This is a genomic window from Pseudomonas sp. 32_A (assembly GCF_017490905.1).
GTDB lineage: Bacteria > Pseudomonadota > Gammaproteobacteria > Pseudomonadales > Pseudomonadaceae > Aquipseudomonas > Aquipseudomonas inefficax.
Genome location: NZ_JAFGYI010000001.1, coordinates 134,811 through 160,969 on the forward strand (window position 1 = coordinate 134,811; position 26,159 = coordinate 160,969).

At 63.7% G+C, this 26,159-nt stretch carries 26 protein-coding genes; 9 read left to right on the forward strand and 17 right to left on the reverse strand.

Translation table 11 applies throughout. From position 1 onward, the window contains the following. Positions 1-47: 47 nt before the first annotated feature. Positions 48-3,953: an ATP-dependent RNA helicase HrpA gene (gene hrpA, locus J5M58_RS00620; RefSeq protein WP_207876898.1), complete on the reverse strand. Its 3,906-nt coding sequence runs from the start codon at positions 3,951-3,953 to the stop codon at positions 48-50. A gap of 533 nt (positions 3,954-4,486) precedes the next feature. On the opposite strand from hrpA, the gene J5M58_RS00625 reads away from it, so the two are divergent. Beyond that, positions 4,487-5,851 carry a glutamine synthetase family protein gene (locus J5M58_RS00625; RefSeq protein WP_112253209.1) on the forward strand — a complete coding sequence of 455 codons (1,365 nt, stop codon included), beginning with the start codon at positions 4,487-4,489 and terminating at the stop codon, positions 5,849-5,851. Positions 5,852-5,874: 23 nt separating this feature from the next. Then, positions 5,875-7,182: an FAD-binding oxidoreductase gene (locus J5M58_RS00630; protein WP_207876900.1), complete on the forward strand. Its 1,308-nt coding sequence runs from the start codon at positions 5,875-5,877 to the stop codon at positions 7,180-7,182. A 115-nt stretch (positions 7,183-7,297) separates the two neighbouring features. On the opposite strand, the gene fadD1 is transcribed toward J5M58_RS00630, so the two are convergent. Together fadD1 and fadD2 are read right to left on the reverse strand one after the other, a co-directional pair. After that, complete coding sequence (gene fadD1 / locus J5M58_RS00635; protein WP_112253211.1) at positions 7,298-8,995, reverse strand: long-chain-fatty-acid--CoA ligase FadD1; 1,698 nt, start codon at positions 8,993-8,995, stop codon at positions 7,298-7,300. Between the two features lie 359 nt (positions 8,996-9,354). Then, positions 9,355-11,043, reverse strand: coding sequence for a long-chain-fatty-acid--CoA ligase FadD2 (gene fadD2 / locus J5M58_RS00640; protein ID WP_112253212.1), 1,689 nt, complete (start codon positions 11,041-11,043; stop codon positions 9,355-9,357). Positions 11,044-11,261: 218 nt separating this feature from the next. Here fadD2 and J5M58_RS00645 point away from each other — a divergent pair, with 218 nt between their 5' ends. Both J5M58_RS00645 and J5M58_RS00650 read left to right on the forward strand, forming a co-directional pair. Beyond that, positions 11,262-12,206 carry an alpha/beta hydrolase gene (locus J5M58_RS00645; RefSeq protein WP_112253213.1) on the forward strand — a complete coding sequence of 315 codons (945 nt, stop codon included), beginning with the start codon at positions 11,262-11,264 and terminating at the stop codon, positions 12,204-12,206. Between the two features lie 34 nt (positions 12,207-12,240). Beyond that, a complete protein-coding gene (locus J5M58_RS00650; RefSeq protein ID WP_112253214.1) occupies positions 12,241-12,711 on the forward strand; it encodes a MaoC family dehydratase in 471 nt (156 codons plus the stop codon). Positions 12,712-12,837: 126 nt separating this feature from the next. On the opposite strand, the gene J5M58_RS00655 is transcribed toward J5M58_RS00650, so the two are convergent. From J5M58_RS00655 to J5M58_RS00685, 7 genes are all read right to left on the reverse strand, one after another. Beyond that, positions 12,838-14,076, reverse strand: a complete 1,239-nt coding sequence (locus J5M58_RS00655) for an RNA polymerase sigma factor (RefSeq protein WP_207876902.1) — start codon at positions 14,074-14,076, stop codon at positions 12,838-12,840. Then, positions 14,076-14,561: an SRPBCC family protein gene (locus tag J5M58_RS00660; protein ID WP_063912944.1), complete on the reverse strand. Its 486-nt coding sequence runs from the start codon at positions 14,559-14,561 to the stop codon at positions 14,076-14,078. Before J5M58_RS00660 ends, J5M58_RS00655 begins: the two co-directional genes overlap by 1 nt. Before the next feature lie 21 nt (positions 14,562-14,582). Next, positions 14,583-14,927, reverse strand: coding sequence for a YciI family protein (locus tag J5M58_RS00665; RefSeq protein ID WP_013973721.1), 345 nt, complete (start codon positions 14,925-14,927; stop codon positions 14,583-14,585). A gap of 44 nt (positions 14,928-14,971) precedes the next feature. Continuing rightward, positions 14,972-15,397 (reverse strand): nuclear transport factor 2 family protein, encoded by a 426-nt coding sequence (locus J5M58_RS00670; protein WP_189121308.1) that lies wholly within the window; start codon positions 15,395-15,397, stop codon positions 14,972-14,974. A 156-nt stretch (positions 15,398-15,553) separates the two neighbouring features. Continuing rightward, the gene (locus J5M58_RS00675; RefSeq protein WP_112253217.1) at positions 15,554-15,886 is read right to left on the reverse strand and encodes a type II toxin-antitoxin system HicB family antitoxin; all 333 of its coding nucleotides are present in this window, start codon (positions 15,884-15,886) and stop codon (positions 15,554-15,556) included. Next, positions 15,883-16,137 (reverse strand): type II toxin-antitoxin system HicA family toxin, encoded by a 255-nt coding sequence (locus J5M58_RS00680; protein WP_112253218.1) that lies wholly within the window; start codon positions 16,135-16,137, stop codon positions 15,883-15,885. Before J5M58_RS00680 ends, J5M58_RS00675 begins: the two co-directional genes overlap by 4 nt. 141 nt (positions 16,138-16,278) lie before the next feature. Then, on the reverse strand, positions 16,279-16,536 hold the full coding sequence (locus tag J5M58_RS00685; protein ID WP_004375752.1) for a DUF2790 domain-containing protein: 258 nt from the start codon (positions 16,534-16,536) through the stop codon (positions 16,279-16,281). A 354-nt stretch (positions 16,537-16,890) separates the two neighbouring features. Here J5M58_RS00685 and J5M58_RS00690 point away from each other — a divergent pair, with 354 nt between their 5' ends. Continuing rightward, a complete protein-coding gene (locus J5M58_RS00690) occupies positions 16,891-17,259 on the forward strand; it encodes a GNAT family N-acetyltransferase (RefSeq protein ID WP_207876904.1) in 369 nt (122 codons plus the stop codon). Here the strand turns inward: J5M58_RS00690 and def are convergent. The 3 genes from def to J5M58_RS00705 form a co-directional block, all read right to left on the reverse strand. After that, positions 17,214-17,750, reverse strand: a complete 537-nt coding sequence (gene def / locus J5M58_RS00695; protein WP_112253220.1) for a peptide deformylase — start codon at positions 17,748-17,750, stop codon at positions 17,214-17,216. The two genes, J5M58_RS00690 and def, sit on opposite strands and share 46 nt — an antisense overlap. Next, positions 17,747-18,706, reverse strand: coding sequence for a YihY/virulence factor BrkB family protein (locus J5M58_RS00700; RefSeq protein WP_112253221.1), 960 nt, complete (start codon positions 18,704-18,706; stop codon positions 17,747-17,749). The genes def and J5M58_RS00700 overlap by 4 nt, the downstream gene beginning before the upstream one ends. Before the next feature lie 219 nt (positions 18,707-18,925). After that, a complete protein-coding gene (locus J5M58_RS00705) occupies positions 18,926-19,105 on the reverse strand; it encodes a CsbD family protein (protein ID WP_015271319.1) in 180 nt (59 codons plus the stop codon). A 186-nt stretch (positions 19,106-19,291) separates the two neighbouring features. Here J5M58_RS00705 and J5M58_RS00710 point away from each other — a divergent pair, with 186 nt between their 5' ends. After that, complete coding sequence (locus J5M58_RS00710) at positions 19,292-19,672, forward strand: hypothetical protein (RefSeq protein WP_013973727.1); 381 nt, start codon at positions 19,292-19,294, stop codon at positions 19,670-19,672. Here J5M58_RS00710 and J5M58_RS00715 read toward each other — a convergent pair whose 3' ends face one another. Then, positions 19,673-20,509, reverse strand: coding sequence for a S1 RNA-binding domain-containing protein (locus tag J5M58_RS00715; protein WP_112253222.1), 837 nt, complete (start codon positions 20,507-20,509; stop codon positions 19,673-19,675). Between the two features lie 131 nt (positions 20,510-20,640). Between J5M58_RS00715 and J5M58_RS00720 the strand changes: the two genes are divergently transcribed. After that, positions 20,641-21,501 (forward strand): DUF6279 family lipoprotein, encoded by an 861-nt coding sequence (locus J5M58_RS00720; RefSeq protein WP_112253223.1) that lies wholly within the window; start codon positions 20,641-20,643, stop codon positions 21,499-21,501. Between the two features lie 129 nt (positions 21,502-21,630). On the opposite strand, the gene aceK is transcribed toward J5M58_RS00720, so the two are convergent. After that, complete coding sequence (gene aceK, locus J5M58_RS00725; protein WP_207876906.1) at positions 21,631-23,346, reverse strand: bifunctional isocitrate dehydrogenase kinase/phosphatase; 1,716 nt, start codon at positions 23,344-23,346, stop codon at positions 21,631-21,633. Between the two features lie 248 nt (positions 23,347-23,594). On the opposite strand from aceK, the gene J5M58_RS00730 reads away from it, so the two are divergent. Both J5M58_RS00730 and J5M58_RS00735 read left to right on the forward strand, forming a co-directional pair. Continuing rightward, on the forward strand, positions 23,595-24,470 hold the full coding sequence (locus tag J5M58_RS00730) for a DMT family transporter (protein ID WP_112253226.1): 876 nt from the start codon (positions 23,595-23,597) through the stop codon (positions 24,468-24,470). 13 nt (positions 24,471-24,483) lie between these two features. Then, positions 24,484-24,942: a DUF4265 domain-containing protein gene (locus tag J5M58_RS00735; protein WP_207876908.1), complete on the forward strand. Its 459-nt coding sequence runs from the start codon at positions 24,484-24,486 to the stop codon at positions 24,940-24,942. Positions 24,943-24,945: 3 nt separating this feature from the next. Here J5M58_RS00735 and J5M58_RS00740 read toward each other — a convergent pair whose 3' ends face one another. After that, positions 24,946-25,827 carry a DMT family transporter gene (locus J5M58_RS00740; RefSeq protein WP_207876910.1) on the reverse strand — a complete coding sequence of 294 codons (882 nt, stop codon included), beginning with the start codon at positions 25,825-25,827 and terminating at the stop codon, positions 24,946-24,948. A 116-nt stretch (positions 25,828-25,943) separates the two neighbouring features. Continuing rightward, a complete protein-coding gene (locus J5M58_RS00745) occupies positions 25,944-26,108 on the reverse strand; it encodes a hypothetical protein (protein ID WP_166674295.1) in 165 nt (54 codons plus the stop codon). Positions 26,109-26,159 lie beyond the last annotated feature (51 nt).

Below are 26,159 nucleotides of genomic sequence, written 5' to 3' on the forward strand. Positions count from 1 at the left end.
CGCCAAGCAGCCCCAAATTGCATCAATATTGCCACAACTGTGGAAGTTTAGCCCTCCACCTGGCTCCATTGCTTGCTCAATCGTTTGTCGGAAATCGGCACCTTGGTCCCCAACTGCTGGGCAAACAGCGAAACCCGGTATTCCTCCAGCCACCAGCGGTACAGGGTCAGCTGTTCATCGCGCTTGCCTTCCTGGGCATGCTTGTCGGCACGGGCCTTGTACTGCGCCCACAGGTTGGCCAGTTCACCACTCCACACCCGGTCCTTCTGCACCTGCGAACCGAGCTTCTCCAGGCGCAGCTCCACCGCCTTGAGGTAACGCGGCAGCTCCTTGAACCAGGCCCCAGGCGTTTCGCGGACGAAGCCCGGGTACACCAGGTTGCCAAGCTGTTGCTTGATATCGTTCAACGCCACCGCCTGGCTCAGGTCGATCTTGCCCTTGAAGCGCTTCTGCAGCCCATGCCACAGCTTCAGCACTTCCAACGTCTGCCGTGCCAGGCGCTCGGCATGCTCGGCCCAGCTGCCGCGCTTGCGTTCGGCCAGGCCAGCCAGGGCCGCACCATCACGTGGCAACGGCTGTTCGCCTTCAAGGATGCAGCTGTCCAGGCTGGCCAGCAGAATATCCTCGACCAGCGCCTCGACCCGGCCCATTTCACGGTACAGCAGGCCCAGTTCGGTAAGCCCTGGCAGCTTGCCGCGCAGGTACTTGGCCGGCTCGGCCAGCTGCTGCAGCAACAGGCGCTGCAAGGCGCGGCGGTGCTGGAACTCGGCTTCGGCCTGGGTCGAGAAGCGCCCTTCGCGCACGGTGCCGCCCTCTTCCACCAGCGCCGGGTACACGGTCATCGACAGGCCGGCGATCTTCTGCTGCGCGGTCTGCTTGACCTCGCTGAAGGCCTTGGCCTGCACCGGCTGCTCGCTCTTGGCGTCACGCGGCACGGCCAGCGCTGCCTGGCTGGCGGCGGCAAAGCGCGCGGTCAGCTCGGCCAGGTCGCGGCCTTCACCGAGGAACTTGCCCTGGCCATCGACCACTTCGATGTTCATGCGCAGGTGGCCTTCGACCAGGTTGACCGACTCGTCCCAGGCCTCATCGGGCACACGGGCACCGGTCATGCGCAGCAGCTCCTGCCCCAGGGCCTGCGGCAATGCGCCCTGGCCGAAGGTCATGCGCGCCAGCGAGGCCTTGACGAAGTCCGGCACCGGCACGAAGTTCTTGCGCAAGGCCTTGGGCAGGTTGCGCACCAGCGCCACGCACTTGGCTTCCAACAGGCCTGGCACCAGCCACTCCAGGCGCTCGCCCGGCAGGCTCGGCAACAGCGGCGCTGGCACCCGCACGGTCACGCCGTCACGCGGGTGGCCGGGCTCGAAGTGGTAGCTCAGCGGCAGGCGCAATTCACCCACTTGCAGGCTGTCGGGGTACTGCGCAGCGGTCACTTCGCTGGCCTCACGCGCCAGAACGTCTTCCTCGCGCATGATCAGCAGGTTGGCGTCCTTCTGGCTGCCCATGCGGTACCAGGCGTCGAAGGTCGCGGTCTGGTGGATTTCCGCTGGCAGGCGCGCTTCGTAGAAGGCGTACAGCGTTTCTTCGTCAGCCAGGATGTCGCGCCGACGGGCCTTGGCTTCGAGTTCGTCGAGGGTTTCCAGCAGTCGCTTGTTGGCCGCCAGGCACTTGGCCCGCGACTGGATTTCGCCACCCACCAGGCCTTCGCGGATGAACAGCTCGCGTGAGGTGACCGGGTCGATCGGGCCGAAATGCACCGGGCGGCGACCAACCAGGATCAGGCCGTACAGGGTGATCTGTTCATAGGCCACCACTTGCCCGCGCTTCTTCTCCCAGTGCGGCTCGAAGTGGTTCTTCTTGACCAGGTGGCCGGCCAGCGGTTCGATCCAGTCCGGTTCGATCTTGGCCACCATGCGTGCGTACAGCTTGGTGGTCTCGACCAGTTCGGCGGCCATCACCCACTGCGGGCGCTTGCGCCCCAGGCCAGACGACGGGTGTACCCAGAAGCGCCGCTGCCGCGCCCCCTGGTAGTCGCCTTCTTCGGTCTTCTGGCCGATCTGGCTGAGCAGACCACTGAGAATGGCCTTGTGCATCTTCTGGTAGTCGCACGGTTCTTTGTTCACCGTCAACTGCAGGTCACGGCAGATCAGCGCAAGCTGGCGATGGGCATCGCGCCATTCGCGCAGGCGCAGGTAGTTCAGGAAGTTCTTGCGGCACCAGTTGCGCAGTGGGTTGGCGGTCAGCGCCTGACGTTGCTCCTCGAAGCCACGCCACAGGTTGACCAGCGCGGCGAAGTCGGAGTCCACATCCTTCCATTGCGCGTGTGCCTGGTCAGCGGCCTGCTGGCGCTCCGGCGGGCGTTCGCGCGGGTCTTGCACCGACAGCGCACTGGTGACGATCAGCACTTCCTGCAGGCTGCCCAGGCGGGCGCCTTCGAGCAGCATGCGGCCCAGCCGCGGGTCGATCGGCAGGCGCGCCAGCTGGCGACCGATCGGCGTCAGCTGGTTCTCGCGGTTGACCGCCGACAGCTCCTGCAACAGGTTGAACCCGTCGCTGATGGCCTTGCCATCCGGCGGCTCGATGAACGGGAAGGCGTCGATTGCGCCCAGGCGCAGGTGCAGCATCTGCAGAATCACTGCCGCCAGGTTGGTGCGCAGGATTTCCGGGTCGGTGAACGCCGGCCGGCTGTTGAAATCCTCTTCGCTGTACAGGCGCACGCAGATGCCCGGCTCGACCCGGCCACAGCGGCCTTTACGCTGGTTGGCGCTGGCCTGCGACACCGCCTCGATGGGCAGGCGCTGGACCTTGGCGCGGTAGCTGTAGCGGCTGATGCGCGCGGTACCGGTGTCGATCACATAGCGGATGCCCGGCACGGTCAGCGAGGTTTCCGCAACGTTGGTGGCCAGCACCACACGGCGCCCTGTGTGCGGCTGGAAGATGCGCTGCTGCTCGGCCGGCGACAGGCGTGCGTACAGCGGCAGGATCTCGGTGTGGCGCAGTTGCGCCTTGCGCAGGATCTCGGCGGCATCGCGGATCTCGCGCTCGCCCGGGAGGAAGATCAGCACATCGCCGGGGCCCTTGCCCTCGCTGCGCTCGTGCTGCGCCAGTTCGTCCAGGGTCGCGACAATGGCCTGATCGACGGTGAGGTCGTCCTCGATCTGGTTGCCCTCCTCGTCCTGCTCGCTGGTCAGCGGGCGGTACCAGGTTTCCACCGGGAAGGTACGCCCGGACACCTCGATGATAGGCGCACCGTCGAAGTGTTGGGAGAAACGCTCAAGGTCGATGGTCGCCGAGGTGATGATCAGTTTCAGGTCCGGGCGACGGTGCAGCAGGGTCTTCAGGTAACCGAGCAGGAAGTCGATGTTGAGGCTGCGTTCGTGGGCTTCGTCGACGATGATCGTGTCGTAGCGCTCGAGGAAGCGGTCGTGCTGGGTTTCGGCCAGCAGGATACCGTCGGTCATCAGCTTGACCAGGGTATTGGCGTCGCTCTGGTCCTCGAAGCGCACCTGGTAGCCGACCAGCCCGCCCAGGGGCGTACCCAGCTCTTCGGCAACCCGCGCGGCAACACTGCGCGCGGCGATGCGGCGGGGCTGGGTGTGGGCGATCAGGCCATGGCTGCCACGGCCCAGTTCCAGGCAGATCTTCGGCAGCTGGGTGGTCTTGCCAGAACCGGTTTCGCCGGCGATCACCAGCACCTGGTGCTCGGCCAGGGCCTTCTTGATTTCGTCACGCTTGGCAGCGATCGGCAGGCTGTCGTCGTAGCGCACGGTCGGCACGCTCTGCTGGCGCGCAGTGACCTGGGCACAGGACGCCTGGACCTTTTCCACCCACTGCGCCAGCTTGGCCTCGTCGGGGCGCTTGCGCAGTTCGTGCAATTGCCGGCGCAGGCGATGGCGGTCGGCGATCATGGCGTGGTCGAGGTTTTGCAGCAGTTTGTCGATGGCGTGGTCAGTCATGGGGCTTTTTAGTGATGCAGGTGGGCCTGCTTTTTCATGATCGGCATTCGAAGGATGCGCGATTGTCGCAGATTTGCCGGGTTTCTGCTGCCTGTGCCGGCCTCTTCGCGGGTAAACCCGCTCCCACAGGTACCCCACAGCTCTCAGCCTCGATGCGATCCTGTGGGAGCGGGTTCACCCGCGAAGAGGCCAGTTGCAACAGCACATATGTTTAGCCAAATGCGATGTAAAGGTTGCCATTCACTGCTTTAATCAACCTTACGCCGCATGTGAGTATCAAAGGCATGACTCCCGTCCAGCCCATCGCCCCACCGTCGTCCCGCCCTTCGCAAGCGAAGGCCCGGCGCCGTGCCGGTGAAAATCCGCTGGTCCACATCATCCTCGCCTTCTGGGCCCTGTGGCACTGCCGTCACGCACGCCCACCGGATTTCCCACTCTCGCCTTTGTGACCAAACCCGGCCATCGTCTGGCCGTTTGACTCAGCCGGGCCGCCTGCATGCGCGGTGGCCCGTGCATCCGCGAGCGAATCCAACATGCACTTTGCACCCGTAGAGCAGGCCAGCCGTTTTCTGGCCGACAACCCCGATATCGAGCTGTTCGAACTGTTCATCCTCGACGCCAACGGCGTACCGCGCGGCAAGCTGCTACACCGCGAGGAACTGCTGGCCGTGTATCAGACCGGCCGGCCGCTGCCCAGCACCATTCTCGGCCTGACCCTGAACGGCGACGACGTGGAAAACTCCGGCCTGGTGTGGGACGTGGGCGATATCGACTGCCGCGCCTACCCGCTTGAAGGCAGCCTGGTGCGCCTGCCCTGGCGCCGGGTGCCGACTGCCGCAGTGCAGGTGAGCATGCACCCGAACGAAGGCCTGCCGGCCAGCGTCGCCGACCCGCGCCACGTGCTGCTGCGTACCATCGAAGCATTGAAGGCCGACGGCTACCATCCGGTGATGGCGTGCGAGCTGGAGTTCTACCTGCTCGACCAGAAACCTGATGCCCAAGGCCGCCCGCAACCGGCACTGGACAACGACGGCGGCCGCCCACGCACCACCCAGGTATATGGCCTGCGCGAACTGGAGCAGATCGAGCCGTTCCTCGCCGACCTCTACGCCGCCTGCAAGGCCCAGGGCATCCCGGCGCGCACGGCGATTTCGGAATACGCCCCCGGCCAGGTGGAAATCACCCTTGAGCACGGCGACGCCCTGCAGGCGATGGACCAGGCCGTGCGCTACAAACGCCTGGTCAAAGGTATTGCCCACGCCCATGGCATGCAGGCCTGCTTCATGGCCAAGCCGTTCGCGCAACTGGCCGGTACCGGCATGCACATGCACCTGAGCCTTGCCGACAGCGCCGGCAACAACCTGTTCGCCAGTGAAGACAAGGCCGGCACCCCGCTGCTGCGCCAGGCCGTGGCCGGCATGCTGCGCCACCTGCGCGACTCGCTGCTGCTGTTCTGCCCCAACGCCAACTCGTTCCGCCGCTTCCAGGCCAACAGCTATGCCCCGCTGGCGCCAACCTGGGGCGTCGACAACCGCACCGTGAGCCTGCGCATACCTGGCGGCCCGGCCAACAGCCGGCATGTGGAGCACCGCATCTGCGGCGCCGATGCCAACCCCTACCTGGCCGCTGCGGCGATCCTTGCCGCCAGCCACCGGGGCATCCGCGAACAGCTGGACCCGGGGGCACCGGTGGAAGGCAACGGCTATGCCCAGGCCACCGAACACCTGCCCACCGACTGGCTGACTGCACTCGACGCACTGCAGCACTCCAGCTGGGCTCGCGAAGCACTGGGCGAGGACTTCCTTGGCGTGTACCTGAAGGTCAAGCGCGCCGAGTACCGCCAGTTCATGGCCGAAGTCAGCGAGCAGGACTGGCGCTGGTACCTGCACCAGGCCTGAGCCCCAGATTACAAGGAACCCTCATGAATGCAGCATTGAACAAGGGCCCGGCGCAGCGCGCGCCGTCCTACTACAGCGCCACCCTCAACGACCACACCGAGTACCCGCAGCTCAAGGGCACGGTACAGGTGGATGTGGCGATCATCGGCGGCGGCTTCACCGGCGTCGCCACGGCGGTGGAACTGGCCGAGCGCGGCCTGAAGGTGGCCATCGTCGAAACCAACCGTATCGGCTGGGGTGCCAGCGGGCGCAACGGTGGCCAGGTTACCGGCAGCCTGTCGGGCGATGAAGCCATGCGCTCGCAGATGCGCAACCGCCTGGGTGCCGAGGTCGATGACTTCATCTGGCACTTGCGTTGGCGCGGCCACCAGGTGATCGAGCAGCGCGTGGCGCGCTACGGCATCGACTGCGACCTCAAGCGCGGCCACCTGCATGCGGCGATGAAGCCCTCGCACATGGACGAGCTGCGCGCATTCGAAGCCGAGGCCCAGCGCCGGGGCATGAGCGAGGAGGTGCAACTGCTGGACCGCGCCGGCATGGCCGAGCACCTGCAAAGCCCGTTGTACCTGGGCGCGCTGAAGAACCTGCGCAACCTGCACCTGCACCCGCTCAACCTGTGCCTGGGCGAGGCCCGTGCTGCCCATGGCCTGGGGGCGCTGATTTTCGAGAACTCCGAAGTGCTGGAGATCGTCCACGGCCCGCGCCCGGCGGTGGTCACCGCGCACGGGCGGGTCGAGGCGCGCCAGGTGATGCTGGCCGGCGATGTGTACCACAAACTGGAAAAGCGCCAGCTCAAGGGCAAGATATTCCCGGCCATGGGCGGCATCGTCACCACCGCACCGCTGGGGGAGCTGGCCGACCAGATCAACCCGCAGGACCTGGCGGTATACGACTGCCGCTTCGTGCTCGACTACTACCGCCTGACCGCCGACAAGCGCCTGCTGTTCGGCGGTGGCGCCAACTATTCCGGCCGTGATTCACGGGATATCGAAGGCGAACTGCGCCCGTGCATCGAGCGCACCTTCCCGGCATTGAAAGGGGTGCCGATCGAGTTCCAGTGGAGCTGCGCCATGGGCATCGTGGTCAACCGCATCCCGCAGCTGGGCAAGCTGTCGGAGAACGTGTGGTATTGCCAGGGTTATTCGGGGCACGGGATTGCCACCAGCCACATCATGGGCGAGATCATGGCCGAGGCGTTGACCGGGACGCTGGAGAAGTTCGACACCTTTGCCCAGTGCAAGCATGTGCGGGTGCCGATGGGGGACTTGCTGGGGAATCCGCTGCTGGCGGCGGGGATGTGGTACTACCAGATGCTCGAGAAATTGCGCTGATTTTGCCGGCCTCTTCGCGGGTGAACCCGCTCCCACAGGTATTGCGTAACCCTTGAGAGTTGCACAGAACCTGTGGGAGCGGGTTCACCCGCGAAGAGGCCGGTAATTCAGAAGATCAGGCGATCTTCTTCAAGCCCTGCTTCTTCAGCTCTTCATCGCGCAGCTCACGGCGCAGGATCTTGCCAACGTTGGTGGTCGGCAACGCGTCGCGGAACTCGATCTGGCGCGGGACCTTGTAGCCGGTGACGTTGGCACGCATGTGCTCCATCACCTGCTCCTTGGTCACGGTCATGCCCGGCTTGACCACGATGAACACCTTGATCACTTCACCGGACTTCTCGTCCGGTACGCCGATGGCCGCGCACTGCAGCACGCCTGGCAGGGCCGCCAGCACATCTTCCAGCTCGTTGGGGTACACGTTGAAGCCCGAGACCAGGATCATGTCCTTCTTGCGGTCGACAATGCGCATGTAGCCATCCGCCTGGATCACCGCGATGTCACCGGTCTTCAGCCAGCCATTGCTGTCGAGGATCTCCGCAGTGGCATCCTCGCGCTGCCAGTAGCCCTTCATCACCTGAGGGCCCTTGATGCACAGCTCACCAACTTCGCCCAGCGGCAGTTCGTTGCCGGCGTCGTCGATCACCTTGCACAGGGTCGAGGGTACCGGAATACCGATAGTGCCAACCTGGTTGGCCTCCGACGGGTTCACCGCGGCCACCGGGCTGGTCTCGGTCATGCCATAGCCTTCGCAGATGGCGCAACCGGTCACGGCCTTCCAGCGCTCGGCCACGCTCAGCTGCAGGGCCATGCCGCCGGACAGGGTGATCTTCAGCGCCGAGAAGTCCAGGGCCCGGAACGCCTCGTTGTTGCACAAGGCAACGAACAAGGTATTGAGGCCGACGAAGCCACTGAACTTCCACTTGCCCAGCTCCTTGACCATGGCCGGCAGGTCACGCGGGTTGCTGATCAGCACGTTGTGGTTGCCGATCAGCATCATCGCCATGCAATGGAAGGTAAAGGCATAGATGTGGTACAGCGGCAGCGGCGTGATGAGGATTTCGCAGCCTTCGTGCAGGTTGGAGCCCATCAGCGCCCGGCACTGCAGCATGTTGGCCACCAGGTTGCGGTGGGTCAGCATCGCGCCCTTGGCCACGCCGGTGGTGCCACCGGTGTATTGCAGCACCGCCACGTCATTGGCCTGTGGGTTGGCCTCGGTCACCGGCTGGCCCTTGCCCAACGCCAACGCGTCGTTGAAGCGCACGGCCTGCGGCAGGTTGTAGGCCGGCACCATCTTCTTCACGTACTTGATCACGCTGTTGATCAGCAGGCGCTTGAGCGGCGGCAGCAGGTCGGCCACTTCGGTGACGATGACATGCCTGACCTGAGTCTTGGGCACCACCTTCTCGGCCAGGTGGGCCATGTTGGCCAGGCACACCAGCGCCTTGGCGCCCGAGTCGTTGAACTGATGTTCCATTTCCCGTGCGGTGTACAGCGGGTTGGTATTGACCACGATCAGCCCGGCACGCATGGCACCGAATACCGCCACCGGGTATTGCAATACGTTAGGCAGTTGCACGGCAATGCGGTCACCTGGCTTGAGGTCGGTATGCTGCTGCAGCCAGGCGGCAAACGCCCCCGACAGCGCATACAGCTCGCCATAAGTGATAGTCTTGCCCAGGTTGCTAAAGGCCGGTTTGTCGGCAAAGCGTTGGCAGGATTGCTTGAGTACCGCCTGGATATTGGGGAATTCGTCAGGATTGATTTCCGCCGTAATCCCGGCTGGGTACTTATCCTTCCAAAAATGTTCGATCATGGAAGCCCACTCCTTCAGCAACAGCGAAGTTCGATTCACGCGTCGATGCGCTTATTATTGATATGTGATGACGGCTCATTGCAAACCGGATCATCTGAAAGCGGGCCGAGAGTAACAGCTTTGCCAGGGGTCGCCTAGAGGCCAAAACAGGCCTCACGGTCACAAAAATGACTCAATGAACAATACAGGTCATTTTTAGAGTATTTATCCAAAATGTCGCAGATCGGGCTGTAAATAGCCTGTTAGAGCGGTTTGAAAGCATTCGCGGGTGAACCCGCTCCCACACAGGTACTGCACAGGCCTTGAGAACTGCAAGCCCCTGTGGGAGCGGGTTCACCCGCGAAGAATCCAACTCGGTCTCAAGCTATGTCGCGCAGCTCCCGCCGCAGGATCTTGCCCACCGGCGTCATCGGCAACGACTCACGCAGCACGATGTGCTTGGGCACCTTGTAGCCGGTGAAGTTGGCCTTGCAGTAGGCCTTCAGCTCATCCACGCTCAGCCCGCCCTCACGCGGTACCACGAACAACTTGACCGCCTCGCCGGAACGCTCGTCCGGCACGCCGATGGCCGCACAGTTGGCAACCTTGGGGTGCCCCATCACTACATCCTCGATCTCGTTGGGGTACACGTTGAAACCCGAGACGATGATCATGTCCTTCTTGCGGTCGACGATGCGGGTAAAGCCGTCCGGGTCGATCACTGCGATGTCGCCGGTCTTGAACCAGCCCTCCGCATCCAGGGCCTGGGCCGTGGCCTCGGGCTGCTGCCAGTAGCCTTTCATCACCTGCGGGCCCTTGATGCACAGCTCGCCCCGCTCGCCCAGCGGTAGCTCGTTGCCGTCATCGTCGATCACCTTGAAGGCGGTGCCCGCCACCGGGATACCCACCGTGCCCAGGCGCGCCAGCTGGCCATAGGGGTTGGTGCTGGCCACCGGCGAGGTTTCGGTCAGGCCGTAGCCTTCGACGATGCGGCAACCGGTAAGCGCCTCCCAGCGCTCGGCCGTGGCCTTGACCAGCGCGGTGCCGCCAGAGTTGGTGACCTTCAGCGCCGAAAAGTCGAGCTGGCGGAAGCCCGGGTGGTCCATCAGTGCGACGAATAGCGTGTTCAGGCCCAGCAAGGCGGAAAAACGCCATTTGCCCAGCTCCTTGATGAAGCCGGAGATATCCCGCGGGTTGGTGATCAGCACGTTGTGGTTGCCGGTGACCATCATGCACATGCAGTTCGCGGTAAAGGCATAGATATGGTAAAGCGGCAGCGGCGCGATCATCACCTCCTGGCCGTCCTTGATCAGCTTCTGCCCGTCCGGCCCGTGCTGCGAGAAGCAGGCCAGCACCTGCAGCATGTTGGCCACCAGGTTGCCGTGGGTGAGCATGGCGCCCTTGGCCAGGCCGGTGGTGCCACCGGTGTATTGCAGCACGGCAGTGTCGTCCAGGCTGAGCGGCACCGGCTTGTGCGACAGCTCGCGGCCCTGACGCAGTACCTGCTTGAACGACACCGCCTGGGGCAGCTGATAGGCCGGGACCATCTTCTTCACTTTGTCGACCACGGTGTTGACCAGCCAGCCCTTGGCGGTGGGCAGCAGGTCGCCCATCCTGGCCTCGATCAGGTACTCGATGCCGGTATCGGGCAACACCTCCTGCACGCGCTTGCCGAACATGTTCAGGTACACCAGCGCACGCGCGCCGCTGTCCTTGAACTGGTGGCGCATCTCGCGCTCGGTATACAGCGGGTTGGTGTTGACCACGATCAGGCCTGCGCGCAGGGCACCGAACACGGCGATGGGGTATTGCAGCACGTTGGGCATCTGCACCGCGATGCGGTCGCCCGGCTTGAGGTCGGTGTGCTGCTGCAGCCAGGCGGCGAAGGCCGCCGATTGGCGCTCCAGCTCTGCGTAGGTCAGGGTCACGCCCAGGTTGCTGAAGGCCGGGCGGTCGGCGAAACGTTTGCAGGAGCGCTCGAACACCTCGACGACCGAGGTGTAGGCATTGATGTCGATGGTGGAGGGCACGCCCGCCGGGCGCTTGTCATTCCAGAAGTCGGCTTGCATTTATTATTGTTCCTCTGCCTGGACTGCTGCGAGTCCTGTAGTCCTTTCACCTGCCCGCCCGAAAGCGAAAAGGCGTTGACCCGACGTTAGCAGGTAAGCCCAAGGCGGCATATACGCCAAGTGCCGCCATTAACATTGTGAATCTTATTTGTGCCCTTCCTGCAATCCGGTCGGTTGTGCATACACTGTTCGGGAACCTGTGCGCACAAGGACCCACCATGCCTCACGACGCCTTCTGGTTGCCCGCCAGCGAGCACTGCAGCCTGTATGTGCACCAATGGTTGCCGGCCAAACCGGTAAAAGCCGTGGTCCTGCTGGCCCACGGCATGGCCGAGCATGCCGGGCGCTACCAGCACCTGGGCCATGCCCTGAGCGAGGCCGGCTTCGCCCTGTTCGCCGCCGACCAGCGCGGCCATGGGCGCACCGCCGAACTGGGCAGCCTCGGCCTGTTCGCCCGCCATCATGGCTGGAATGCCGTAGTCAACGACCTCGGGCTGCTGGCCCAGCACATCGGCCAGCAATACCCGGGCACGCCGCTGTTCCTGTTCGGCCACAGCATGGGCAGCTACATCGCCCAGGCCTACCTGCTGCACCACAGTGGCAGCCTGCAGGGGGCGATCCTCAGCGGCTCCAACTACCAGCCGGCGGCGCTGTACCGCGTGGCGCGGCTGATTGCCCGGCTGGAGGCCTGGCGCCAGGGGCCGCTGGGCAAGAGCGCGTTGATAGAGTGGTTGTCGTTCGGCTCGTTCAACAAGGCTTTCAAGCCCAACCGCACGGCGTTCGACTGGCTCAGCCGCGACCCGGCGCAGGTCGACCTGTACGTCAACGACCCGTTGTGCGGCTTTCGCTGCAGCAATCAATTGTGGCTCGACCTGCTGCAAGGCTTGGCGCAGATCAGCCAGCCGAGTAACCTCGCGCAGATCGATCCGAACCTGCCACTGCTGGTAATCGGTGGTGAATGTGATCCGGTCAGTGCCGGCAAGCGTCTCACCCTTCTGGCCGACGCCCTGCGCGCGACCGGCAATCGACATGTACAGCTGCGCGTCTATCCTGAGGCGCGGCACGAAGTACTCAACGAAACCAACCGTGACGAGGTCACCGCCGATATCCTCGGCTGGCTCGAACAGGCACTGGCCCTAGGCCGCCCTGTGCGCAGTGAATGATAGCCGCCCTCGCCTACCGCTTAAGGAAGCCCCGATGTCCCAGGTCACCAACACGCCTTACGAAGCCCTCGAAGTCGGCGACAAGGCCGAGTACAAGAAGTCCGTCGAAGAACGCGACATCCAGTTGTTCGCCGCGATGTCCGGTGACCACAACCCGGTACACCTGGACGCCGAGTTCGCTGCCAAGAGCATGTTCCGCGAGCGCATTGCCCACGGCATGTTCAGCGGCGCGCTGATCAGTGCTGCAGTGGCCTGCACCCTGCCTGGCCCTGGCACTATCTACCTGGGCCAGCAGATGAGCTTCCAGAAGCCGGTGAAAATTGGCGATACCCTGACCGTGCGCCTGGAAATCCTGGAAAAGCTGCCCAAGTTCAAGGTGCGCATCGCCACCAATGTGTACAACCAGAATGATGAGCTGGTGGTTGCCGGTGAGGCCGAGATCCTTGCACCGCGCAAGCAGCAGACCGTCGAGCTGGTGTCGCCGCCGAATTTTGTGGCTAGCTGAAGATTGATGCAGGCAGTACCGGCCCTTTCGCGGGTAAACCCGCTCCCACATGGACCTCACAGCATCAAGCCGTGACGCAATCCTGTGGGAGCGGGTTTACCCGCGAAGAGGCCGGCGCAGCCAACATCATTCGATCGCCTGCAACCGCCGCTCGATATGCCTGCGCTCCGGCTCCTGCCGGGTCAGCGCCAGCGCCTGCCGCCAGGCCGCACGGGCCTCTTCAATATGCCCCAGCTGGTAATGCAGCTCGCCCCGCGTCGCATGTGCCAGGTGATAGTCCAGCAACTCCCCCCTCGCCAGAATACCGTCGACTTCCCGCAGGCCAACCTCCGGCCCATCCCGCTTGGCCAACGCAACAGCCCTGTTCAGTTCCACCACCGCCGACGGCCAATGCCGCTGGAGCACGTCATACAGCCCGACAATTTCCACCCAGTCGGTCTCTTCCGCCGTCGCCGCTTCGGCATGCACCGCCGCTATCGCCGCCTGCACGGTATACGCACCGAACGCGCGGCTTTGCAGGGCCTGGCGCACCAGCTCGCAACCTTCGTCAATGCGTCGCCGGTCCCACAGGCTACGGTCCTGCTGCTCGAGCAATACCAGGTTGCCCTGGCCATCGGTACGCGCCCGCTGCCGGGATGCCTGCAGCAACATCAGGGCCAGCAGGCCGACCGCCTCCGGGTCGGGCAACAATTGCACCAGCAGCCGCGCCAGGCGAATGGCTTCATCGCTCAGTTCCTGCTGCAACAGCGCCTCGCCTGACGACGCCGAATAGCCCTCGTTGAACACCAGGTAGATCACCCGCAGCACGCTCTCCAGGCGCTCGGGCAGTTCGCTGAGCTCCGGCACCTGATAAGGGATGCCCGCATCACGGATCTTGGCCTTGGCACGCACGATACGCTGGGCGATGGTGGCCGGGCTCTGCAGGAAAGCGCGAGCGATCTGCTCGGTGGTCAGGTCGCAGACTTCACGCAGGGTCAGCGGTACCTGGGCATCGGCGGACAACGCCGGGTGGCAGCAGGTGAAGATCAGCCGCAGACGGTCGTCGGCCAACAGCTCTTCTTCGCTTGGGTCCTGCGCGTGGCCGTCGAGCTGCATGCTCAGGTCCGCCTGGGAACGGTCGAAACGGGCGCGCCGGCGCAGCGCATCGATGGCCTTGAAGCGGCCGGTGGAGACCAGCCACGCCCGCGGGTTATCGGGAATACCGTCGCGCTGCCAGCGCTCGACGGCGATGAAGAAGGCGTCGTGCATGGCCTCCTCGGCCAGGTCGAAATCACCCAGCAGGCGGATCAGCGTCGCCAGGATGCGCCGTGACTCGCTCCGGTAGACCGCCTCGACCTCAGCACGCACTTGCGCCAGTGCCGTCATCAGTCGGGCATCCGCTGGGTCACCACCTCCACCAGGCGGTCCAGGCTTTCTCCCCAGCCCTGGTGAAAGCCCATTTCCTCATGGGCGCGGCAATCGGCGGCGTTCCAGTGCCAGGCGCGGGCGGTGTAACGGGTTTTGCCCTGCTCCTCGTCAAAACTGATCACGGCAGTCATGAAAGCCTTGTCCGAAGGCACCCAGCCTGGGCCGAAGGCATCGGTGAACACCAGCCGCCGAGGCGCGGCGATTTCCAGGAACACGCCCTGGTTCGGGTACTCGCTGCCATCCGGCGCCCGCATCAGGGTGCGGAACAGGCCACCGATCCACAACTGCATCTCGCACTCCGGGGTGGTCATGCCGTGCGGCCCCCACCACTGCATCAGCCACTGGGGATCGGTCCAGGCGCGGAACACCTTGGCCGGTGGCGCGTCGATCAGGCGGCTGATGGACAACTCGTGTTGCGCTTGCGCGGGGTGTGCAAGGCTCATGCTGGTAGGTCTCCATTGCTGTCAGGGTTGCAGTTCGCGCACCGGCCGCACCTCGACACTGCCGACCCGCGCGGCGGGGATGCCCTTGGCGATGTTCAGCGCCTCGTTCAGGTCGCGGGCTTCCACCAGGTAGAAGCCCGCCAGTTGCTCCTTGGTCTCGGCGAACGGGCCATCGGTCAGGCTCATGTGCCCGTTGCGCATGCGCACTGTGGTGGCGGTCTGCACCGGCTTCAGCGCCTCGGCCGCCAGCATTCGCCCGGAGCCTTGGATGGATTCGGCATACGCCATGCATTCGGCGTCTTCCGGGCTGTCGGGCAGGCTGTGCAGCAGCCCCTCGTCACAATAGACCAGGCACAGGTATTTCATGGTCGCCTCCAGGGCTTTGGCAAAGTGCGTTTGGCGATAACGGCTCAGGGCTTGAGATCGAACAGGGCTTTCTGGGTTTCCATGTCGAACGGCGCCGACCAGTGCTCGTGGATGACCTGCCACTGGCCACCTTGACGACGATAGCCCACGGTGGCGCGCATGAAGCCGCACTGGCTTTCATTGTCCGCAGGGCCACAGCGGTTCAGCCAGTGGGCCAGGGCCAGGTCGCCAGCGGCATGCACGGTAAGTTCGGCGAACTCGAAAACCATCGGGCCGGGGCACATGCCCATGCACATTTCCCAGTGCGCCTGGTAGGTTGCCTTGCCTTTGAACTGCAGGGCCTGGATGGCATCGAAGGCGACGATGTCGTCGGCATAGGGAGCGATGATGTTGGGGATGTCGCGGTCGCGCACGGCCTGCATCCAGCGCTCGATCAATTGGCGGATCTCGGTTTCGGCTGCGGTGCTCATCGGGGGTTCCTCCGACAGGTCATGGGTGATTGGGCACGCGGTGCGGCGTGCTTTCACCTATGGTCGAACGGGAACTGGAGGAATCGACAGGCAGGGGAAACAATTCTGCACGGTGACGGCAGAATACCTGCGAGAAATAGCGAAAAGCAGGCTGGCTCAGGCCATTGCGGCTTGCTCAAAGACCTCATCAGCCCACTGGTTGAGGCTTTTGCCGGCAGCACGGGCAGCAACACTCGCGGCGGCATGAACTTCGGGCCGAATACGCAACATTACTTTGCCCGAAGCAGGTTTTTCCGGCGCAATGCCCTGCTCAGCACAATCGGCCAGGTAGTCTTCCAGCGCACCGCGAAATGCCTCATGCAGCTCGGGCACCGAGCTTGCGTGAAAACTGATGATGTCACGCATACCAAGCACTCGGCCGACGAAAATATCGTCACGCGCGTCGTACTCGATACGGGCGGCGTAGCCTTTGTAGCGCATGCAACTCATATCCTGACTCCTGCCCGCATGAGGAATTCACGGGCTTCTTCAATCTGATACCGCTTGGCTTCCTTGCCTGGATGAGGCCGATGGCATCTCCAGAATTGGCCACCAAGCACCAGTTTGACTCTGGAGCCTTGCCGCTCCAGCACCTCACCGCCCAGATGGAGTACCAATGCCTCGATCTCGGAGAAAGCCAACGACGCCGTGGTCGGCGTTCGGAAAATTGCGTCGAGGATCTTGCGGTATCGAGTGTTCATCGAAAAATGCTATCAAACAAAGATAGCACTTTTTCCTCGATATTCATTCAGGATTTTTCTGGCGCTTGAACTGCAATACGGTTGACAGCCCTGACACCAGCAGGCTGGTGAAAGGGCCATCGACACCAGGCAAATGTCCGATCAACCCTGCTGACAACCCTCACCCATGGCCCGGTACTGAATGGTGTGCACCTGGCCCTGGTGGTCCTCGTAGGTCATGGTCGCAGGTACCACTTCGCAGACGTTGGGGATGGTCGACAGGTTGATCACCCGCTTGATGTCCAGGTTCATGGAGTAGTCGTACTGCTGGGCGACGGGCTCGCTGGAGACGGGTCTGGCCTCATCGGCGAGGGCGAACGAGGACATACCGACCAATGCAAGAATCAGTAATGGTTTCATGTGAGTTTGCCTTTTGAGCATTCAAGCTGATCGATTGACTTCTATTGCCGTGCTCGGCGCGGAGAAGTTGCCATCTGCGATGAAGATGGCACGAAGTACCGATCCCGCTTCGTACTGCCAGTGGGGATGGATAAAAGTCTACTCCCGGCCCGGAATAGTTGAACCCCGAACTCGGACATTCACCCTTGCCAGATATGCAACAATCTGCGACAAGTTCAGCGCAAAATATCGGGCCAGAGCCTCTGGCCACCTTTCAGGGCAGGGCGCGCGATTTCTGAAAATTTGGATTGTTCGAAACTTTCGGCCCCGGAACGCCGGCTGCTGGACCACTTTTACCGCCAGCACGGCTCACGCATGCGTGCTGCGGGCGATGCTGAGCTGTGGGTAGCGCGAGGCCCTGGCATCATCGCGGGCTTGAGCCTGAGCCCGGTAGGCGATGGCTTCTGGCTGACCGGGTTGTTCGTCGACCCGCAACGGCGCAGCCAGGGGGTGGCCGGGCGGTTGGTCGAGGCGGCGCTGGCGCAGGCTGGCGGGCCCACCTGGCTGTTCTGCCACCCGGACCTTGCGCCCTTCTACCAGCGCCTGGGCTTCGACATCGCCCAGCTGCTGCCGCAAGCCCTGGCTGGCCGCCTGCAGCGCTACCAGCGCAGCAAGCGCCTGGTAGCAATGCAACGAGGTCAGTCGTCGCTGGCGTCGAGCCCGGGGAACAGCACCTCGGTGTAGCCGAACCGGGAAAAGTCCTGGATGCGTGACGGGTACAGCCGGCCGATCAGGTGGTCGCATTCATGCTGCACCACCCGCGCATGGAAGCCGTCGGCAAAGCGGTTGATCGGGTTGCCCTGGGGGTCGATGCCTTCATAGCAGATGTGCTTGAAACGCGGTACCACGCCGCGCAGGCCAGGCACCGACAGGCAACCTTCCCAACCGTCCTCGATCTCGCTGGACGTCGGCGTGATGACCGGGTTGAGCAGGATAGTCTGCGGCACCGGTTCGGCATTCGGGTAACGCTCGCTGCGCTCGAAGCCGAAGATCACCAGCTGCAGGTCAATGCCGATCTGTGGCGCGGCCAGGCCCACACCGCCCACATGGCGCATGGTTTCGAACATGTCGTCGATCAGTTGCTGCAGTTCGGCGCTGCCGAGCATATGTTCGGGCACTGGCGGGGCGATGCGCAGCAGGCGTTCGTCGCCCATCTTGAGAATGTCACGGATCATCGGGGGTTCGGCTCGGAAGATTGATGCTCGCTCGGTACAGGGTGCTCATGGCCCAGCACGGTAATGGTTTCGCCGGGCTTGTGCTCATCGACGTCCTTCTCGCCAGGGTTCTTGCCCTCGCTCGACATGTGCTCGATCACCGCATTCATCTCCGCACCCAGCAGCAAAACGGCGGCGGAGATATAGAAATACAGCAATAGCACGATGATTGCACCGATACTGCCGTACATGGCGTTGTAATCGGCAAAGGTCTTCACGTAGTAGGCAAAGCCCAGCGACGCCAGGATCCACACCACCACCGCCAGCACCGAGCCCGGTGTGATGAAGCGGAATTCCTGCTTCACATCCGGCATCACGTAATAGATCAGCGCCACCGCCACCATCATCAGGATGATGATCGCCGGCCAGCGCAGGATGGTCCACACGGTGACGATCACCTCCTGCATGCCGATCTGGGCGGCAATCCACTCCATCACCTGCGGCCCCAGCACCATCAGCGCCGCAGCCACCAGCAGCATGCCGGCAATGCCGACTGTGTAGATGATCGACAACGGAATGCGCTTCCATACCGGGCGGCCCTCGGGCACATCGTAGGCGGCGTTCATCGCGCTCATCATCAGGCGCACACCGGCCGATGCGGTCCACAGGGCAATCACGATACCCACCGACAGCAGCCCGCCCTTGGACTGCTGCAACTGGTCGATCACCGGGTTGACCTGTTCCAGTGCCTGGGGTGGCAGCACCAGTTCCGATTGCAGGCGCAGCCAGGAAAAGAAGTCCGGCAGGTGCAGGAAACCGATCAGGGCGATCAGGAACAGCAAGAAGGGAAACAGTGAGAACAGCATCTGGTAGGCCAACGCGGAAGCGTAGGTCGACATCTCGTCGTCGAGAAATTCCTTGACAGTGCGTACCAGCACGCGGTGCAGGGGCAGGCCGCGCAGGTCGGGGAAAATCATAGCGTCTCCTTTCGCCGCTTGATTCGTGAGTACATGGGTAAGTCTAATAGACCATGCCGTTACTGTGCTGATCCCGGCCATGCTGCAAGAATTTGCTTACGCCAGTACCGGCCTTTTCGCGGGTAAACCCGCTCCCACAGGTCCTACGCAAGTTCAAGCACTGTGCAGCACCTGTGGGAGCGGGTTCACCCGCGAAATGGCCGGGACAGGTCACTCACATCAAGGCTTTTTCACCGCATCCTTCACGTTGCCCTTGATCTGTTGCCCCTCGCCCTTGAGCTCCTGCGCCTCGCCCTCGGCCCGCAGCCGCTCGTTGTCGGTCACTTTGCCGACACCCTGCTTGACGTTGCCGATCGCTTCGTTGGCCAGGCCTTTCGCTTTGTCTTTGGTACCGCTCATGGCAAAACTCCTGCAATTGGAGGCACAAGGACCGTGCCGACAGTCGGTGGACCCGACGCCTTCGCCAAGCGTTCCAACAGTTTTTTTGCCTTCGAACCGAGCGGCAAGGCGGTTGGCAAACCTTGCTCCGCTACACGCCACCCCTCACAATGCAGGCCTTCATAGCGTCAACCCGCAGGAACCTGCATGAAACTCGACAAACCCGCCGCCATCGCCCGGCGCAACGAAGCACTGGCCCGCCCGGTGCTGACCAGCAGCAACACCCTGTTCGCCATCCTCGACCGCAAGCGCAACCTGTGGTGGTTCGAGGTGCCGGTGGCCCTGCTGCGCAAGGGCCAGCCCGACTGGGTCAACCTGCTGCTGCACACCCCGGAAAGCGACGAGCTGCAGCACCTGAAGGTGCCGACCAACTTCCTGCGCGCTCACCAGGAACAAATGGAAGTGCGCAACCCGGGCAAGCGCCGCTCGACCATCAGCCTGGCCCTCAGCGCCGACCGCGACTCGCTGCTGCGCGACACCCGCCCCGGTGGCGAGCAGCTGGACTTCCGTACCTTCGTGCAGGCCTGATCAGGCCTTTTCGATGCGATCGTCATGGATGACGATGCGGCCCTGCTTGAACAACCCGCCGATGGCCTTCTTGAAGTTGCCCTTGCTGACGTTGAACAGCTTGCTGATCAGCGCCGGGTCGCTCTTGTCGCTCACGTTCAGCACCCCGCCTTCGGCATCCAGGCGCGCCATGATCTGCTCCTGCAGGCTGTCGGCCAAGGCCGCGCCGACCGGTTGCAGGCTGAGGGCGATCTTGCCGTCCTGGCGCACTTCCTTGATGAAGCCCTTCTCGTGCATGCCCGAGCGCAGGAACTTGAAAACTTCGTTCTTGTGGATCAGGCCCCAGTGGCGATTGTTGATGATCGCCTTGAAGCCCATAGGCGTCTCGCCGGCCACCAGCAGCTCGACCGGCTGGCCCACCTGGTAGTCCGCCGGGGTGCGGTCCAGGTAGCGGTCCAGGCGTGAGGTGGCAGTGATGCGGCGGGTGCGCTTGTCGAGGTACACGTGCACCACGCAGTAGTCGCCGATCTTCAGCGGCCGCGCCTCTTCCGAGTACGGCATCAGCAGGTCCTTGGACAGGCCCCAGTCAAGGAAGATGCCGGCACCGTTGATGTCCTTGACCTTGAGGCTGGCGAATTCGCCGACCTGCACCTTGGGCTTCTCGGTGGTGGCGATCAGCTGGTCTTCGCTGTCCAGGTAGATGAACACGTTCAGCCAGTCATCGACCTCGGTTTCGGCGTTTTTCGGGATGTAGCGCCCGGGCAGCAGGATCTCGCCGTCGGCGCCGCCGTCCAGATACAGGCCGAAGTCCACGTGTTTCACGATTTGCAAACTGTTGTAACGCCCAAGCAGAGCCATTTCCGATGTTCCTCAAGACAAGGTGGCTATTCTACACCTGAAGCCAGCGCGCCGCCCGACCGCTGATGCGGTGGAACCGTCAGCCCCTCGTCGCGTCTACCGTCTGGCCAGCCCCCAGCAAGGAACAGCACATGCCGCTACGCCTGTTCAAAGCCCTGCTCATCGCCATCGGCTTCGCCCTGGCCCTGGCCGCCTGCAGCCGCATCGACCTGGCCTACCGCAACCTCGACCGCCTGGTGCCGTGGTCGCTGGACGACTACCTGGCCATGAACAGCGAGCAGAAGGCCCTGCTTGACGACCGCCTGCGCGAGCACCTGGCCTGGCACTGCAAGACCCAATTGCCCGGCTACCTCGACTGGCTGGACCGGATACGCGCCATGGTCGCCGACGACCAGGTGACCGACCAGGCCCTGCAGCAGCGTACTCGCGAAGCCCGCGAGGCAATTGGCCGGGTGGCCGAGGAAATCACCCCTTCGGCCACCGAGTTGCTGCGCGGCATGAGCGATGCCCAGGTGGCGGAGATGCGCGAGGCGTTCCGCGAGGACATCAGCGAACGGCAGAAGAAGTATGTGGATACGCCGTTGGCCAAGCAGATCGCCCGCCGTACCGAACGCATGGAGAAACGCCTGACCCCGTGGTTCGGCGAGCTGACCGCGGTGCAGAAGCAACGCGTGCAGGCCTGGTCCCAGGCGCTGGGCGACCAGAACCGCGAATGGATCGCCAATCGAGCGCACTGGCAGCAGCAATTGCTGCTGGCGATGAACCAGCGCAACGACGCCAGCTTCGAGCCGCGCCTGGCGACGTTGTTACAGCGCAAGGAGAGTTTGTGGACGCCGGAGTACCGGGCGGCGTATCAGAATACCGAGCAGCAGGCGCGCAGCTTGCTGGTCGACCTGGTGCAGCAGAGTACCCCGCAGCAGCGGCGGTTTCTGGAGGAAAAATTGAGCAAGGTCCGGACTGATTTCAGTGAGTTGAAGTGTTTGAAGGGTTAACTGGGAAAAGCAGGGCCGGCCTCTTCGCGGGTAAACCCGCTCCCACAGGTACGGCACAGGATTTGAAACCAGTGGGGTCCCTGTGGGAGCGGGTTTACCCGCGAAGAGGCCGGGCCTGATAAAACAAGATCACCGCCCCTTGCGCCGATACGGAAACACATCGATCACCTTCCCTTCACGAATCGCCGCCTGCAGCCCCTTCCAGTAATCCGCATCGTACAACTCCCCATGCAAGCGGCTGAACAACCGCCGCTGGCCGATATCGGCAAACAGGAACGGCGGGAACTCCTCGGGGAACACGTCATGCGGGCCGATCGAGTACCACGGCTCGCCCGACATCTCGTCCTCCGGGTAACGCGGCGGCGGGATATGGCGGAAGTTCACCTCGGTCAAAAAGCTGATCTCGTCATAGTCATAGAACACCACCCGGCCATGGCGGGTAACGCCAAAGTTCTTCAACAGCATGTCGCCAGGGAAGATATTCGCCGCCGCCAGCTGCTTGATGGCCAGGCCGTAATCCTCCAGCGCCTCCAGCACCTGGCCCTCGCTGGCGTGCTCCAGATACAGGTTCAGCGGCGTCATGCGCCGCTCGGTCCAGCAGTGGCGGATCAGCACCGTGTCACCTTCCAGCGCCACGGTCGATGGCGCCACCTCCAGCAGTTCGGCCAGGCACTCCGGCTCGAACTTGCTGCGCGGGAAGCGAAAATCGGCAAACTCCTGGGTATCGGCCATCCGCCCAACGCGGTCGACGCTTTTCACCAGCCGGTACTTGTCGATCACCGTGGCACGGTCGACCGTCTTCGACGGTGAAAAGCGATCCTTGATGATCTTGAACACGGTGTTGAAGCCCGGCAGGGTGAACACGCTCATGACCATGCCACGCACCCCGGGCGCCATGACGAAGCGGTCGTCGCTGTTGGCCAGGTGGTTGATCAGCGCCCGGTAGAACTCCGACTTGCCGTGCTTGTAGAAACCGATGGAGGTATACAGCTCGGCCACGTGCTTGCCCGGCAAGATGCGCTTGAGGAAGTTGACGAACTCCGCCGGCACCGGCACATCGACCATGAAGTACGAGCGGGTGAAGGAAAAGATGATCGACACCTCGGCCTCGTCGGTGATCAGCGCATCGGCCTCGATGCCGTGCCCTTCGCGGTGCAGCAGCGGGATTACCAGCGGCCACTGCTCGTCGCTGTTGAACAGCCGGCCAACCAGGTAGGCACCCTTGTTGCGGTACAGCACCGGCACGAACAGCTCCAGCGCCAGCGCTGGGTCCTTGCACACCCAGTCCGGCAGGCACTCGCGCAATTGCTCTTGCAGGCGTGTCAGGTCGCCCTCCAGGTCACCGTATGGCACATCGAACGGGTAATCGGTGAACACCGCCCGGAGCAGGCTCTTGAGCCCGCCGTCCGGCCGATAGGTACGGGTCTGCGCGGCGCGCTCGCGGCCGCGCATCGAGGGCCGGGTGGTATGGATGAACATGCAGCCGTCGCTGATCAGGTCATGGCTGAACAGGCTGCAGAACAGCGAGTTGTACCAGGTCTCGGACAGCTCGTCGTCCAGCCGCGGGTCGATCAGGTGGATGTAGGCATTCTTCACCAGTGGCCATTGCTCGACGTCGAGCAGCACCTCCTCGGCAAAGCCCTGACGCAGCCAGCCGTTGACCTCGGCGACCTTCTCTTCGTAGAGGTTGATGCGGGCGGCGGCGGCATGCTGGATCTCCTGCCAGCGCGCCTGCTCGAAGCGCTGGCGGGCACCGAGGGTGATGCGCTGGAAGTGGTCGCGGTAGTCGTCGAAGCCGGCGAGGATCATCCGGGCGATTTCGACTGCTGGCCAGGGCTGGGACATGCGAAGACCTCGGTGCGGTGTTGAGTTACAGAGCTTAGTCGCCTCTTGGTTTTTGCGGAGCCTGTGCCGACCTCTTCGCGGGTAAACCCGCTCCCACAGGTTCTGTGCAATGCACGGCCCTGTGGTAATCCTGTGGGAGCGGGTTTACCCGCGAAGAGGCCGGCACAGATTTACACCGCAAGAAAGCACAAGAATCCCTTGGCCCCCTGACGTACACTCGCGCCCCTGCCCCGCCTCCGGAGACCGCTGTGAGCCCCATCGCCCTAGCCCGCCTGCTGACCCTTGCCGCCGTCTGGGGGGCGAGCTTCCTGTTCATGCGCATCATCGCCCCCGAACTGGGTACGGTGCCGACGGCGTTCTTCCGTGTGTCCATCGCCTGCCTGGGCCTGGTTGCACTGCTCGCCGCCGCCCGCGTGCGCTGGGATTTCCAGGGCAAGCTCGGCGCCTGCCTGGTGCTGGGCATGATCAACTCCGGCATCCCCGCCACGTTCTACTCCGTGGCCGCCCAGGTACTGCCTGCCGGCTACTCGGCAATCTTCAACGCCACCACGCCGTTGATGGGCGTGCTGGTCGGCGTGCTGTTCTTCCGCGAACCAATGACCCTGGCCAAGCTCTGCGGCATCTTCCTGGGCCTGTTCGGCGTCGGCATCCTCAGCGGCGCCGGCCCGGTGGCCCTGGACCTGGCCCTGCTGCAAGGCGCACTTGCCTGCCTGGCGGCCACCACCTGCTACGGCTTTGCCGGCTTCCTCGCCCGCCGCTGGGTCAGCGGCCTGGACAGCCGTCTGTCGGCACTGGGCAGCATGCTCGGCGCCACCCTGATGCTGAGCCCGCTGTTCGCCTGGAGCGCGCTGACCCAGCCGCCTGCCAGCTGGGGTGGCTGGCAGGTGTGGCTGTCGTTGATGGGGCTGGGCCTGCTGTGCACAGCGTTCGCCTACATCCTGTACTTCCGCCTGCTGGAGGAGATCGGCCCGGTCAAGGCCAGCACCGTGACCTTCCTGATTCCGGTATTCGGCGTATTGTGGGGGGCGTGGCTGCTGGACGAACCGCTGTCGATGGCGCACCTGTACGGCGGCCTGCTGATTGGCCTGGCATTGTGGCTGGTGCTGCGCCCGGCACGAAGCTGAAGCGGGGTACAGGATGAACGACGCGTACAAGAAGGTGCTGTTCCGCCTGGAGCAGGACGAAAACGGCTACCCGCCCGCCTCGGTCGAGGGCCTGTGGGCCAAGGCCGTGGAAGGCGGCTATGCCGTCGACAACATTCCCTTCCATGTCTACGGCATCGCCCCGGGCGACGTGATCGGCACCCGTGAGGACGCCGGCGAAACCTGGTTCGCCGAACTGCGCCGCAGCAGCGGCAGCTCGGTGTTCCGGGTGATCGTCAAGCCCCCGGAAACCCTGGACCAGGTATGCGCGGCCTTGCACGACTTCGGCTGCAACTGCGAAACCGAGCAGGCGGTGAAGATGCTGGCGGTCGAGGTCCCGCCGCAGCGCTCGCTCGACACCTTGCTCTACTACCTGCTCACCCAGCGCGAAGCCGGCCTGCTGGACTTCGAGGAAGGCGTACTGCGCCACGCCATCCCCGAAGAATTTCGCTAGGGCCTACGCCTCGGCCAGGCGCGCGGCGGGCTTGCGAAACACGAACAGCAGGCCCACCACGATCAGCCCCATGCCCAGCAGGCTGAGCGGCGCCAGGCGGTTGCCGAAGATCAGCAGGTCCATCACCGCGGTCACTGCCGGCACCAGGTAGAACAGGCTGGTGACATTGACCAGGTTACCCTTGGCGATCAGCCGGTACAGCAGCAGGGTCGCCAGCAACGAGACCACCAACCCCATCCACAGCAGCGCGCCGACGAAACCACCAGTCCACTCCACATGCAACGGCTGCAGCGGCGCGAACAGCGCGCACATGGCAAAGCCGGCCAGATACTGCAGAGGCAGCGTGCCCATGGGGTTGTCGGTGATGCGCTTCTGCAGGATTGAGCCGAAGGTCATGCTGACCAGGGCCAGCAAGGCGAACAGCATCCCCGCCAGCGACACCCCGCCCAGGTTGATGCCCTGGTAGACCACCATGATCAACCCGCCAAGCCCCAACCCCAGGCCGAACAAGCGGCTCCAGGAGCGCTGGCGCTCCATCAGCACCACGGTCAGGATCGGTTGTACCCCCATCACCGTGGCCATGACGCCGGGGGTAACGTGGGTATCGAGCGCCAGCAGATAGAAGATCTGATAGGCGCCGAGTAACACAGAGCCGGTACCCAGGGCTCGCAGGATGGCCCCGCGACTGCGCGGCCAGCGTAGCCCCAGCAACGGGCCGATCAACAGCAGGCCGGCCAGGGCCAGCGCCGAGCGCAACAGCAGGAAGGCGAACGGGCTGGCGTGTGCCAGGCCAAGTTTGGAAACGATCGCCCCGCTGCTCCACAGCAGGACGAACAGGCTGGTAGTGGCCGCCGAGGCCACGGATGCTTTGCTAAAGACAGACATTTATTGCCACCTGATTCAAGGCGAATAAGCCAGACGGACGGCGTGTGCTTCAGCGTGGGAAGTCGCCGACCGTGTTCAGTAGGTTGCGTGTGCGAAGGGATGCGGCCAGAAGCCGATCAGCCCAGCACGACCACGCAAGCAGGCGGAGCTACGCCGCCTACGACGCCACTGACAGGTGGTGGTGGATAGTGACTGATCATCGCCGGCTGCTGGCAGCCACGCACGACCATGCCCGCGACTGGCGCGATGGCAAAGCTTGTGGTGGAAGGGCTGGCTGGCATGAACAGGTCTTCGGGAAGAGAACAGTGGGCTGGACTATAGCCCGGTGTTTC

Coding starts and splice junctions, on each gene's coding strand:
- hrpA (WP_207876898.1), bottom strand. CDS start 3,953: ATGACTGACCACGCCATCGACAAACTGCTGCAAAACCTCGACCACGCC.
- J5M58_RS00625 (WP_112253209.1), top strand. CDS start 4,487: ATGCACTTTGCACCCGTAGAGCAGGCCAGCCGTTTTCTGGCCGACAAC.
- J5M58_RS00630 (WP_207876900.1), top strand. CDS start 5,875: ATGAATGCAGCATTGAACAAGGGCCCGGCGCAGCGCGCGCCGTCCTAC.
- fadD1 (WP_112253211.1), bottom strand. CDS start 8,995: ATGATCGAACATTTTTGGAAGGATAAGTACCCAGCCGGGATTACGGCG.
- fadD2 (WP_112253212.1), bottom strand. CDS start 11,043: ATGCAAGCCGACTTCTGGAATGACAAGCGCCCGGCGGGCGTGCCCTCC.
- J5M58_RS00645 (WP_112253213.1), top strand. CDS start 11,262: ATGCCTCACGACGCCTTCTGGTTGCCCGCCAGCGAGCACTGCAGCCTG.
- J5M58_RS00650 (WP_112253214.1), top strand. CDS start 12,241: ATGTCCCAGGTCACCAACACGCCTTACGAAGCCCTCGAAGTCGGCGAC.
- J5M58_RS00655 (WP_207876902.1), bottom strand. CDS start 14,076: ATGACGGCACTGGCGCAAGTGCGTGCTGAGGTCGAGGCGGTCTACCGG.
- J5M58_RS00660 (WP_063912944.1), bottom strand. CDS start 14,561: ATGAGCCTTGCACACCCCGCGCAAGCGCAACACGAGTTGTCCATCAGC.
- J5M58_RS00665 (WP_013973721.1), bottom strand. CDS start 14,927: ATGAAATACCTGTGCCTGGTCTATTGTGACGAGGGGCTGCTGCACAGC.
- J5M58_RS00670 (WP_189121308.1), bottom strand. CDS start 15,397: ATGAGCACCGCAGCCGAAACCGAGATCCGCCAATTGATCGAGCGCTGG.
- J5M58_RS00675 (WP_112253217.1), bottom strand. CDS start 15,886: ATGAGTTGCATGCGCTACAAAGGCTACGCCGCCCGTATCGAGTACGAC.
- J5M58_RS00680 (WP_112253218.1), bottom strand. CDS start 16,137: ATGAACACTCGATACCGCAAGATCCTCGACGCAATTTTCCGAACGCCG.
- J5M58_RS00685 (WP_004375752.1), bottom strand. CDS start 16,536: ATGAAACCATTACTGATTCTTGCATTGGTCGGTATGTCCTCGTTCGCC.
- J5M58_RS00690 (WP_207876904.1), top strand. CDS start 16,891: ATGCGTGCTGCGGGCGATGCTGAGCTGTGGGTAGCGCGAGGCCCTGGC.
- def (WP_112253220.1), bottom strand. CDS start 17,750: ATGATCCGTGACATTCTCAAGATGGGCGACGAACGCCTGCTGCGCATC.
- J5M58_RS00700 (WP_112253221.1), bottom strand. CDS start 18,706: ATGATTTTCCCCGACCTGCGCGGCCTGCCCCTGCACCGCGTGCTGGTA.
- J5M58_RS00705 (WP_015271319.1), bottom strand. CDS start 19,105: ATGAGCGGTACCAAAGACAAAGCGAAAGGCCTGGCCAACGAAGCGATC.
- J5M58_RS00710 (WP_013973727.1), top strand. CDS start 19,292: ATGAAACTCGACAAACCCGCCGCCATCGCCCGGCGCAACGAAGCACTG.
- J5M58_RS00715 (WP_112253222.1), bottom strand. CDS start 20,509: ATGGCTCTGCTTGGGCGTTACAACAGTTTGCAAATCGTGAAACACGTG.
- J5M58_RS00720 (WP_112253223.1), top strand. CDS start 20,641: ATGCCGCTACGCCTGTTCAAAGCCCTGCTCATCGCCATCGGCTTCGCC.
- aceK (WP_207876906.1), bottom strand. CDS start 23,346: ATGTCCCAGCCCTGGCCAGCAGTCGAAATCGCCCGGATGATCCTCGCC.
- J5M58_RS00735 (WP_207876908.1), top strand. CDS start 24,484: ATGAACGACGCGTACAAGAAGGTGCTGTTCCGCCTGGAGCAGGACGAA.
- J5M58_RS00740 (WP_207876910.1), bottom strand. CDS start 25,827: ATGTCTGTCTTTAGCAAAGCATCCGTGGCCTCGGCGGCCACTACCAGC.
- J5M58_RS00745 (WP_166674295.1), bottom strand. CDS start 26,108: ATGCCAGCCAGCCCTTCCACCACAAGCTTTGCCATCGCGCCAGTCGCG.